Annotated in this window: 11 protein-coding genes; 2 read left to right on the forward strand and 9 right to left on the reverse strand. The window is 36.7% G+C overall.

Features of this window, described 5'->3' with window-relative positions:
- Positions 1 to 44 precede the first annotated feature (44 nt).
- The 4 genes from rpsD to ACQV2P_RS05215 form a co-directional block, all read right to left on the reverse strand.
- Entirely contained in the window at positions 45 to 653 is a 609-nt protein-coding gene (gene rpsD / locus ACQV2P_RS05200; RefSeq protein WP_428873883.1) for a 30S ribosomal protein S4, read from the reverse strand.
- 200 nt (positions 654 to 853) lie between these two features.
- Positions 854 to 1549, reverse strand: a complete 696-nt coding sequence (locus ACQV2P_RS05205) for a 5'-methylthioadenosine/adenosylhomocysteine nucleosidase (RefSeq protein ID WP_428891850.1) — start codon at positions 1547 to 1549, stop codon at positions 854 to 856.
- A gap of 13 nt (positions 1550 to 1562) precedes the next feature.
- Positions 1563 to 2063 (reverse strand): hypothetical protein, encoded by a 501-nt coding sequence (locus ACQV2P_RS05210; RefSeq protein ID WP_428894711.1) that lies wholly within the window; start codon positions 2061 to 2063, stop codon positions 1563 to 1565.
- A gap of 2 nt (positions 2064 to 2065) precedes the next feature.
- Positions 2066 to 2647, reverse strand: coding sequence for an NUDIX hydrolase (locus tag ACQV2P_RS05215; protein WP_428876025.1), 582 nt, complete (start codon positions 2645 to 2647; stop codon positions 2066 to 2068).
- Between the two features lie 172 nt (positions 2648 to 2819).
- Here ACQV2P_RS05215 and ACQV2P_RS05220 point away from each other — a divergent pair, with 172 nt between their 5' ends.
- Both ACQV2P_RS05220 and ACQV2P_RS05225 read left to right on the forward strand, forming a co-directional pair.
- Entirely contained in the window at positions 2820 to 3947 is a 1128-nt protein-coding gene (locus ACQV2P_RS05220) for a 5-bromo-4-chloroindolyl phosphate hydrolysis family protein (RefSeq protein ID WP_428885110.1), read from the forward strand.
- 4 nt (positions 3948 to 3951) lie between these two features.
- Positions 3952 to 5229 (forward strand): toxic anion resistance protein, encoded by a 1278-nt coding sequence (locus tag ACQV2P_RS05225; protein WP_428876021.1) that lies wholly within the window; start codon positions 3952 to 3954, stop codon positions 5227 to 5229.
- Between the two features lie 213 nt (positions 5230 to 5442).
- Here ACQV2P_RS05225 and ileS read toward each other — a convergent pair whose 3' ends face one another.
- The 5 genes from ileS to ftsZ form a co-directional block, all read right to left on the reverse strand.
- Positions 5443 to 8232, reverse strand: a complete 2790-nt coding sequence (gene ileS / locus ACQV2P_RS05230; RefSeq protein WP_428894712.1) for an isoleucine--tRNA ligase — start codon at positions 8230 to 8232, stop codon at positions 5443 to 5445.
- Positions 8233 to 8501: 269 nt separating this feature from the next.
- A complete protein-coding gene (locus tag ACQV2P_RS05235) occupies positions 8502 to 9302 on the reverse strand; it encodes a DivIVA domain-containing protein (RefSeq protein ID WP_428885108.1) in 801 nt (266 codons plus the stop codon).
- A gap of 25 nt (positions 9303 to 9327) precedes the next feature.
- On the reverse strand, positions 9328 to 10113 hold the full coding sequence (locus tag ACQV2P_RS05240; RefSeq protein ID WP_428873875.1) for an RNA-binding protein: 786 nt from the start codon (positions 10111 to 10113) through the stop codon (positions 9328 to 9330).
- Between the two features lie 3 nt (positions 10114 to 10116).
- Positions 10117 to 10389, reverse strand: coding sequence for a YggT family protein (locus ACQV2P_RS05245; protein ID WP_428873874.1), 273 nt, complete (start codon positions 10387 to 10389; stop codon positions 10117 to 10119).
- 66 nt (positions 10390 to 10455) lie between these two features.
- A complete protein-coding gene (ftsZ, locus tag ACQV2P_RS05250; protein WP_428882104.1) occupies positions 10456 to 11778 on the reverse strand; it encodes a cell division protein FtsZ in 1323 nt (440 codons plus the stop codon).
- Between the last annotated feature and the right edge of the window lie 28 nt (positions 11779 to 11806).

An 11806-nucleotide genomic window follows, 5' to 3' on the forward strand; every position in this document is an offset into this window, starting at 1 on the left:
AGATTGGGAAAGCTCCCAATCTTATGTAACAATCTCTTTAAGATTTAGCCTAATTTATTGTAGTATTCTACGACTAGGGCTTCATCAATTTCAGCATTTAATTCGCTACGTAATGGTAAACGAACTAAGCTACCTTCTAATTTATCAGCATCAAAGTTCACAAACTCTAAACGAGTAACTGTTGTTTCTAATGCTTCCTTGATGATAGCTAAATTACGTGAGCGTTCACGAACACTAATTACTTGTCCTGGTTCAACAATATATGACGGGATATCTACACGCTTGCCATCAACAGTAATATGGCCGTGGTTTACTAGTTGACGTGCTTGACGACGAGTAGTAGCTAAACCTAATCGATAAACTAAGTTATCTAAACGACGCTCTAACATAACCATGAAGTTTTCACCATGTTTACCTTCGGAGATTTTGCCAGCGCGATTAAATAAAGTGCGGAATTGGCGTTCATTTAATCCATACATAAAGCGTAATTTTTGCTTTTCATTTTTTTGTAAAGCATATTCTGATAATTTTTTACGTTGATTACCGTGTTGTCCTGGTGGGAACGGACGTTTTGATAACTCCTTACCAGTTTCAGTTAATGAAATTCCTAAACGACGAGATTGTTTCCATGAGGGTCCTGTATAACGTGACATTAAAATTCCTCCATAAAATATGTATTGGAGTAAAATAAGTGGTTAGAAAATCGAATGCGTGCAGTTAGTTTTTCACCTTGTGCAGCCGTGGTTACTCATTAACGTTGACGTTACTAACTGTTGACGCGCTTTCTTTTTCTATGCTGCATTATTTTACACTCTTTTTATTATACCGATTAATAAAAGATTAGCAAGTTTTTTTAATCAATTTTACTCAGTAAATCGATTACCATCTCAGCTGATTTGCGTCCGGCCAATAAAATAAATTCATCAAAACTTATTCCAGCTTCTTCATCTGCTTTATCGGAGATTGAACGAATGATAATAAATGGTGTTTTTAGAATATAGGCAGCTTGTGCGATAGCCGCTGATTCCATCTCAACTGCTTTTACGTTAGGAAAAACTTGACGAATATTGTTTACTTGTTGACTGTCACTAATGAATTGATCTCCTGAAGCAATCAGTCCTCTAATTGCGGTTTGTCCTTTCTCTTTAGCCAATCGATAGGCCAATTGACTGATATCTTCATCTGGTTGATATATTGTCGGCATGCCAGCCATTTGACCTTGGTCGTATCCAAAGACTAAAAGGTTTACATCGTGGTGGATTAAACCATCAGCAATCACCAAGTCACCCACTGATAAGTCTGGTGACAGACCTCCGGCACTTCCAGTGTTTATAATTAAATCCACCTCAAAATGATCAACCATTAAAACAGTTGAAAGGCTAGCATTAACTTTTCCAATTCCTGATTGAACTAGGACAACTTCTTTACCACTCAATCTTCCTTGATAAAACTCAAAGCCATAGTAATTATGAACTTCTAAATTTGATAGTTCATTTTTTAAGAGACGAATTTCTTCTTCCATTGCACCAATAATTCCAATTTTTTTCATCTAACCACCCCTCCTATGCCAAAAAAGCGATTAACAAAACTAAGACTAATAGAACACCTACTATGATAATGCCATTATTTAAAAAACGGTCAATTTTAGCTGAATATTTAGCTCTTTTTCTAATAGAACTAATATCTTCCCCCATTGATTGATGGTGATAATCCTCGAGTGAACTTGCTTGGTCTTTATCAACTGATTGCTCATTAAAAGCTTTGTATACTCCATCTCCTTCTGCATCCATCTCATTAGTCATGTCAAAGTCATTCTGACTATCAAATTGTGAAGTCACTTCCTCATAATAATTTGGATAAGGTTGTGAATCATCCATCGCTTCTGCCCGATTAATAAATTCATGGTAGAGCTCACTATCTTCTGAATAGATCGACCGATCAAAGCAATCCACTTGGTTGTTTGAAGAAGGCTGATGATTTAAACGATCATTTCTTTCTTGCTCATAATTTAAATAAGCTTGATAATCGTCGTGTTTTTTCTTTTTGCTTGAAAATAGTCCCATAACTAAACCTCCAAACTATTTAACCAAATGCTTAAAGCATATAAAGTTTTTAAATCAATGATTTCACCATTATTAATCATTTCCCTCACTTGTTGGGCCGTAAATAAGTAATGCGAAACTTCTTCATTTTCATCTTGATCTAGCTTTTCTTTTGCCTCTTCAATGGATTTAGCAAAGAAAAGGTATATGGCCTCATCAATATAACCCGGTGAAATATAAAATTTAGAATTAAATATCCACTCTGCTGAAGCGTAACCAGTTTCTTCATTTAACTCACGTTTGGCGGCTATAAGAGGCTCTTCGAGTTGACCTTCTACTTGATCGATAATTCCAGCTGGGATTTCGTAAATTTCATCAGCAATAGCCGGACGATACTGTTTAACCAGGACAACTTCATTATTTTTTGTTTCAGCTAATATACCCACTGCTGGCAGGTGATGAATCAACTCACGTTTTGCCGTTTGACCGTTGGGTAGACGTACTTCATTTTGATAGAGTTGTAAAATGGCCCCATCGTAGATTTGGTTAACAGATAGTGTTTCATTATTTTTGATAAATGAAATTGTCTCTGCCTTATCTTTCATAATTTTCACCTCTTAAAACTATTTCCTTAGCTATTAATTCCTACTCAGTTTAGCGACTACTATTCTTTCTTTCAAGTCTTTTCAATGGTTAAGTTTAAGAATAGGCCTCAAGTCCGATAAGACTTTTTTCTAGTTATGGTATTCTAAAATTAAGAAAAGGGAGGTTGCAATCATGTTAGCTTTAATCAATATAATTTTTATATTCTTATTAGCAGGCCCTCTGCTAAATATTGTTCGCAAATTCAATCTTTTTGTTAAAAAAGGAAATCATTTATCTGATATTTGGACGGTTACTTTGAAGAAAAATATCCTTGCCTTACTTACTTTAATTGTGATGGAGCATGTTTTAACATTCATTTTTTATAATAGCTACTATATAATGGCCCTCGTCTATTCCACTTTAGCTATTGTTGCCGGATGGCTTCTCTTAGCCTTTCTCTTTTACTTTATTCGTAAAATAAATTCTGCGGCATGGATTTGGTTTTTCTATTATGTTGGTCAAGTCCTCACCTTATTAGTGGGTCTGGCTATTGCTAGTAGTCAATCCCAATCTTATGGCTATATTGGTTTAGAGAGTTATTTTACTGCTTCTGCCATTAGCTTATATTATCTAAGCATTGCTATTCTATTTTGTTCAGCTGGGGTTGCTTTTTTAGCGCTTATAACAAAACCGAATACATTTAAAACCCACAGGAAGTCATTTTTCCATCCTACTCACAAAAAGCCTAGTCGCAACATGCTAGAGCATTATCAAGCAGCAGGCTTAAGTAAACAAGAAATTGAAGCTTTCAGAAGTCAAATGGCTGATTCGCGTAAACAGATTATTAATATTGAAGCCAACTTTCAAAAAACGGCTAAAATGCGCGCCATTGAAATCCGACACAATATCGTCAAAGTTTCAAAGAATTACTTTAAAGATATCGTTGAAGAGCCCAATCGTCGACTGGATGCTTCTGATTTCCTCATCAATTATCTTCCACAGTTAGACGATCTATTAGAAAAATATAATGAAATTAATTCACATGTGGCAAAAAATAAGCAAAGCTATTTAATTTTAGAAAAAAGTGCCCAAACAATCGATCAGTTGAGTCAAGAAATTGTTGAGGATTATTTGAAATTTCACTCCGAAACCTATCAAGAATTGGAAGATGGCTTGAAACTAGCCGACCGAATGTTACATAATGAATCTAATAATCAAACAAATCGATTCAGCCAAAATTCAAAAAAATCTAAAATGGATAATTTTGATATGGATGACCCTTTTGAAGAGCTTAAAGAACTAGATAATGAAGGAGAATAAAGCGATGAATGAACTAAACTCAAATAATCAGGATTTAACTCAAACCACTTCTTTTGATGAAATTGATGATCTTCTGACGGACCCCTTTGACCAAGAAGAAGATCAGATTGAACCCATTCAATCTTTGCAAAGCGAATTATCAAAAGCTTCAATTCTTTCACAGAAAAAAGTTACCAATGAGAAAACAATTGACCGCTTGAGTAAAAATCGTCAAGCTCAAGCACGTAAACTCGCCCAGCAGATTGACGAGAAAAACCTTTCTGCTGTTATCACCTATGGGGCTAAAGCACAAAAGCGTTTGTCAGAATTCTCCCATTCAATGCTACATAATGTCCAACTTAAAGATACGGGTGAAGTCGGTGATGTTTTAACGGATTTAATGACTACCTTACAACAGTCGAATCCTAAGGAGTTAACCAGTCGACCTAATCTTTTTCAAAAAGTTTTTGGCCAAGTCCGTACTTCCATCTCTGATACCCAAATGAAATATCAAAAAATCGGTAATCAATTAGACAAAGTCGTTATTCGTTTAGAAAGAGAAAAAAACGAATTACTCAATGACAATATGATGTTAGAAACACTCTATCAAAAGAACAAAGACTACTTTGAGGCTTTAAATGTCTATATTGCAGCGGGTGAAGTTAAAATTGAAGAATTACAATCCAAAACGATTCCTCAAGCTATTAAAAAAGCTCAAGAAAGCAATAGCCAAATGGATGTGCAGGAAGTCCATGACCTTAACCAATTTTTAGATCGTTTAGACAAACGCACCCATGATCTAAGACTTACCCGTCAAATGACTATCCAGCAAGCTCCACAAATTCGGATGATTCAAAATACTAACCAAGCCTTGGCTGAAAAAATTCAAGCCTCTGTTCATACCTCTATTCCTCTTTGGGAAAATCAAATTACCATTGCCCTTGCACTTTTGAGACAGCAAGACGCTGCCACTTCTCAAAGAATGGTCTCAGAAACAACCAATGATTTGTTACGTCGCAATTCCGCTATGCTGAAACAATCGGCCATTGATACAGCTAGAGAAACTGAAAGAGGTATTATCGATATCGAAACCTTACAAAAAACGCAGGCTGATTTGATCGAAACGATTGAAACAACATTACAAATTCAAGCTGAAGGACGACAGCAAAGACAAGCCGCTCAAATAGAATTAGAATCAATGGAAAGTCAACTGCAAGAACGGTTATTAGCTATTTCAAATGAACAAAAACAACAAGCTATGAATCCTAAAACGTCACAAGATAATTATTTTGATGATTTTTAATTTTTACTTTAAACACTCTTTAGGAGTATTAAAAGAAACTAGGTAAAAAGTCCTAAATACGACAAAAATCAGCCCATTATCTATGAATTTCCCCAGCTTTTTGGGCTTGTTATTCACTATTTTTATTTATTAAACGACAAAAACAGTGGCGAATCTCATATCAATTCGCCACTGTTTTTTAGGGCTTTGGCCCTGTCTTTTTTTTTAATAAAGTTATTCCTTATTCTCAAAATATTCAGGATAGTCCGCTTTCACAATTTCATGGCAGCGATGACAAAGTTCTTCTGCTCCTTCAATTGTGCCGACTTCTGGTCTTACTGCACGACAACGATCACAAACATCTCCTTTTGCAAAATCAACTTTCACGGCATAATCTTCAAACGAATGTGCATCTTGTGGTGCTTGATTAATGGATTGAACGTTTAATTGTGATACAGTAAATAATTGTGCAGGCTGATCACTTAGTAAATCGAAGGCTTTTTGATCTTCTTCATTAATATATAGTGAAACGGCTGCCTCAAAGGATTTCTTAATTGCCTGTTCTGGCTGATTCTTAGCTTCTTCGAGAGCCTTGTTTACTCCTGTTTGTAATTTAAAAAAGACATCCCATTTAGCAACAATCTCTCTAGCTTGCTCAAGCTGTTCTGCCTTAGGCATTTCAGCTAATTGAATAAAACCATCTACCGCTGGTAAATCTTTCCATGCTTCTTCAGCTGTATGTACAATTAATGGTGTCAATAAAATTAACATATCATGAACTATTTGATAAATCACTGTTTGCATGGAACGACGCGCATGGCTATCTTTAGCTTCAATATATACAATATCTTTAGCCACATTTAAATAGAAAGCTGAAAGATCAGAAGAAATAAAGTTCATAGTGCGCTTATAAAGTTCTGGGAACCTATACTTGTCATAAGCTTCTAAGATATCCGCTTTAAACAAGTTAAAGTTAGCATTCATATATTGATCGAGATTGGTGAGTTGTTCCTTAGGAACCGCATTTTCAGCTGGATGATAATCATTCACAAGACCTAACATAAAACGAAGCGTGTTACGAATCTTACGATAGGATTCAGAGACTTGTTTGAGGATTTCATTAGAGACACGTACATCAGCTTCATAGTCCACAGAAGCGACCCACAAACGAATAATATCTGCTCCTAAATCATTCATTACTTCAACTGGATCAATAACATTTCCTAAAGACTTAGACATCTTTTGACCCTTACCGTCATTTACAAAACCTTGTGAAAGAACCGCCTTGTATGGTGGAAAACCATTGACAGCCACAGAGGTAGTGAACGATGAGTTAAACCAACCACGATATTGGTCAGAACCTTCAAGGTATAAATCAGCTGGGAAGTTTAAATCTTCTCGCGCTTGTAAAACGCCAGCATACGATGTACCCGAATCGAACCATACATCCATAATATCCATTTCTTTTGTAAATTGACCATTTGGCGAAGCAGGATGTTGGAAGCCTTCTGGTAAAAGGTCTTTTGCCTCCCACTCAAACCAAATGTTCGTTCCATGTTCTTCTACTAAATCGGCTACATGATTGACAATATCTAATTCTAAAATAGCTTCTCCGTTTTCTGCGTAGAAAATTGGTAAAGGCACTCCCCAAACACGTTGACGAGAAATTACCCAGTCGCCACGGTCACGAATCATATTATAAATACGACGTTTACCCGATGGATGGTGCCAAGTGACTGCATTTTCAACATTATCAAGCAGTTCTTCACGAAATTTATCAATCGAAGCAAACCATTGAGGCGTTGCACGGTAGATAACCGGCTTTTTAGTTCGCCAATCGTGCGGATAAGAGTGAACAAATTCTGAATAATGCAAGAGGCTACCATTTTCTTTTAAGGTCTTAACAATTTGCTTTTGACCTTTCAAATAAAAGACACCTTCCAAACCAGGCGCTTCTTTTGTAAAATGTCCTCTGCCATCTACTGGCGACAAAATATCCAAACCATACTCTAAACCAATCCAATAGTCATCTTCACCGTGACCAGGAGCCGTATGAACTAATCCCGTACCTGTTTCTAAAGTAACATGATCGCCTACCATTAGTAAGGATTCACGGTCATAGAATGGGTGTTGAGCAGTCAAACGGTCAAAATCTTGCCCCTTATAATGTGCTTCGACTGGATAATTTTCCCATTCAAGCGTCGATGCTACTACTTCTAATAAATCTTCAGCGACAATAAAGTGACGGTCGCCAACTGCGACTTGCACATAATTAGCCTGTCCTAAAACAGAAATCCCTAGGTTAGCAGGTAATGTCCATGGTGTAGTCGTCCAAATAATAAATTCTGCTTCTTGAGGAAGGATGCCACCACCGTCTTTCACTTTGAAAGCTACATAAATTGAAGGTGAGCTTACGTCTTGATATTCAACTTCAGCTTCAGCTAATGAAGATTCTGACGACCAGGACCAGTATACCGGCTTCGCACCTTTATAGATATAGCCTTTATCAGCCATTTGTCCAAAAATACGTAATTGCTGTGCTTCATATTTAGGTTGCAAAGTTAAGTATGGGTTTTCCCAATCTCCATTAACTCCCAAGCGCATAAAGCTTTCTTTTTGACCTTCAACTTGTTTTAAAGCATAGGCTTCGCAAAGTTTACGAAATTCTGCTGTTGAGTGTTCTTTACGATTCACACCTTCATTCTTCTGTAAGGCTGACTCAATTGGTAAACCATGAGTATCCCAACCAGGGACATATGGAGAATAATGGCCTGTCATTGAACGAAAACGTGTAATAAAGTCTTTTGAAACTTTATTGAAAGCATGTCCCATATGTACGCGACCATTGGCATATGGCGGACCATCGTGTAGAATCCATGGTTCTGAATCCATATTTTTTTCTAACATTTTGTGATAAACATCAGCTTCTTGCCATTCTTTTTGTAAGCTTACCTCTTTAACAGGAAGATTCGCTCGCATATCAAAGGATGTTTTTCCAAGGTGCAAAGTATCTTTTAATTTCATTAGTTTTCTCCTCTCTATAAAAAAAGCCCCTTCCTAAGAAGGGACGTCAAATACGCGGTACCACCCAATTTAATAGTTAAACTATTCACTCTTCATGATAACGCTTTTAAAGCGGATCTAGCTAGTCAACTTTGACTCACTAGTCATTGAATAGAATGATAAAGAAAGATACAGGGACTCTTGAGCTTGCACCATCCTCAAGTCGCTAATGTATTATATCCATCTTCTTGTTTCTATCTCAGCTTTTACCAATAATTTTCTTAATTATATTAGTCTTCTGTTGGAAGGTCAATACGAATTGTTTCACCATGTAAGGCTTCATCAGATTTTTCTGCTTCATCAGAGTCTCTATCTGATGAATGATTTCGTTCAAAAGCCTCTAATTCTTCACGACTTAAAGGCATAGTTTTCATAGACTCAGAAGAATCTTCATCTTTTTCATCCACATGAATTTCCCTTAAGTCATTCAAATCAAAAACTTGCGTCATAGATAAATCTTCATTTTCTTCACTATCTATGGCTTCAAGCTTAGCATTTTGTTCTAAATCTTCCAGACGATTACTCGTTACTGATCTTTGTTCACGTGTCTGAGCAGGTGTTAAAGCGGTACCATCAAACAAATCTTCAAATGAAGTGTTATTTACAATGGATAATTGATTTTCAATTAAACGACGTAATTCTTGACGATATTTTTTCGTTACACTTCTCAACCTCTCTGCCTCTTCAAAAATTTCATTTGATTGCGCATTCGCTTCATCAATTACTCGTCCTGCTTCACTTTCAGCTTCATAGAGAATTAATTCTGCTTCCTTACGAGCATTTTGTTTTAGACGTTCTGCTGCTTCTTGTGCAATAATAATTGAAGAATTTAAGGATTCTTGTAATTGTGAAAAATAGTCAATTTTATCTTTAGCTTCTGCTAAATCACGCGTTAAATTGTGATTTTCTTCTAGTTTTTTCTCCAACTCTACGCGCACAATATCTAAAAAATCATTTACTTGTTCTGGATCATAGCCACGGAACTTATTATTAAATTCTTTTTCTAAAATATCATTTGGTGTAATTGTCATAAAGATCCTTCCTTTTTTATAAATTTTACGATACTTTTAACAAATCAATGGATAGTCTAAAATTATCTTTTTTCGTTTTACCATCTACTGACTGAATACGAAAGCGCCCAAAATGCCTGAGTGAAACAATATCAGAAATACCAACCAAAGTATCACTTCGATCTATCTCAGTAAAATTAATTTTAACTTGTCCTGCTTTAACTGCATCCTTGGCTCTTTGGCGCGAAATATTATATACCTTAGATATTAAACTATCTAATCTCAGAGAAGATACAATGACTGTTGCTTCTTCCCATTCATCAATCGATTGCAAAAGGTTCCCTCGTTTTATGGGATTCAAATGGACTCCTACATTGGCTATTTTTTTTACTTCATCCATTAAATAAGTTTGCATTTTTAAATCAACTACTAGCTGCCATGCCTGACTATCAGTGATAATATCTCCTATCCTTCCCCGCTCAATCCCTGTTGAGAGAATGGTTCCAAGTATTTTACCATGAGACAGTTCAGCAAATTTAATGGGGTAAGTAATTTCTAAGAATCCTAATTCTAAATCTGCTAAATCCAATAGATAGTAGTTAGGATAGATTAAGGCTCTCTTACGCTCACTTTCTTCATATCCTCCATCTAAATGATAATTCATCTCATCACGGCCGTTAACAATGTTTTTTAGAATAGTTGCTTCTCTCGGCGTTAAAAAAGATGTTAAGACGGGAGTATAAAGACGGTCAACTTGATCGATCCAATCATAAACTTGGTCTACAAAAGGAATTTCTTCCTTACGATAATGCTGATAAATAGACTCTTTCATTTACTAGCCTAAAATGGTAATAATCAACCAAATGACGCCCTGCTCAATAAAAGTCAATGTGAAGAGAGCGATGATCACATTGATTGAAATAGGACCAATGGGTGGAATATAGCGATCAAAAATATCGAGATATGGACTTGCCAGACGATCAATCATTCGTCCAATCGAACTTTCTCTTGCTCCGGGTAGCCAGGAGAGTAAGGCATAGAGTATCAAGACCCATTGATAGACACGAAAAATTGTAGACACAAATTGGATAATTGCATTTAAATTCATAATACCTCCGACTTTATTGCTAAAAATTGGTGAAAAGAGGAAACAGTGCTGCTTCCTCTAAGAAAATTAATGACGATTTCTTTTACGGAAGAAAGGAGGTGTTTCTAATTCGTCTTGCTCGTCAGATTCCGCTTGACGTACCTTACTTTCTGATTCCGATCTTTCAAAGGTTCTTTCAACCTTTTTTTCCTTAGGTTCAATATCTGCCACATCACGGGTAATTTGTTCGCGTTTAATATCCCAATCACTGAATAAATCACGTTCAGTCTCTTTTTGATTTGCTTGTTTTAAGTTGATTGAGCGGTCAGATGAATTCATCGATGGGGAACTTGATGCAGATGGGGTACTTTCGTTTGTCGGGAAAGTGTTGTTATGAGAGAAATTCGGACGGTTTTGACGCATTGCTTGTTGTTTATTGATGGTATTCTTTTCAGCATCAATTCCGGTAGCAATTACAGTAACAACCACCTCATCACCTAAGCTCTCATTAATTGAAGTACCAAAGATAATATTGACATCTTCGCTAGAAGCAGAAGAAATAATATCACTTGCATCTTGTGCTTCAAATAAGCTTAAGTCCGGTCCACCTGTTACATTCAGTAGAATTTGTTGAGCTCCATCAATTGAAACTTCTAATAATGGAGAAGAAATAGCTTTCTTAGTCGCTTCTGCTGTGCGGTTTTCCCCGGCAGCTGTACCAATTCCCATTAAAGCTGTTCCTTGATCCTTCATAACGGTTTTCACGTCTGCAAAGTCCAAGTTAATAAAACCAGGAGCGACAATCAAATCAGAAATCCCCTGAACACCTTGGCGTAAAACATTATCTGCTTCAGAGAAAGCTTCCATCATTGGTGTTTTTCGATCTACCACTTCTAGCAATCGATTGTTTGAGATGACTACTAAAGTGTCAACAGCTTCCTTGAGGTTTTGTAATCCTTCAGCAGCAAAGCGACCGCGCTTTGGACCTTCAAAAGTGAAAGGACGGGTTACGACTCCAACTGTCAAAGCACCTAATTCTTTTGCAATACGAGCGACAACAGGCGCAGCACCCGTTCCAGTTCCTCCACCCATTCCAGCAGTGACAAAAACAAGGTCTGACCCTTCAAGGACTTGTCGTAATTGCTCTTCTGATTCTTCAGCGGCTCTTAATCCTATTTCAGGAATCGAGCCAGCTCCTAAGCCTTTAGTAACTTTTGGACCCAATTGAATTTTAGTTTCTGCTTGAGAACTTTTTAAAGCCTGTGTGTCAGTGTTAGCGACGATGAATTCAACTCCTTGAACATCTTCGGAAATCATTCGGTTGACGGCATTGCCACCCGCTCCCCCTACACCAATAACTTTGATAACTGCTCCTTCAGGATTAACCGTTGGATCAAATGATAATTCCATTAATAAATTCCTCCTCTTGTGCTGTCTT

Source organism: Facklamia sp. P12932 (assembly GCF_050409545.1).
In the GTDB taxonomy this organism is placed as follows: Bacteria; Bacillota; Bacilli; order Lactobacillales; family Aerococcaceae; genus Facklamia.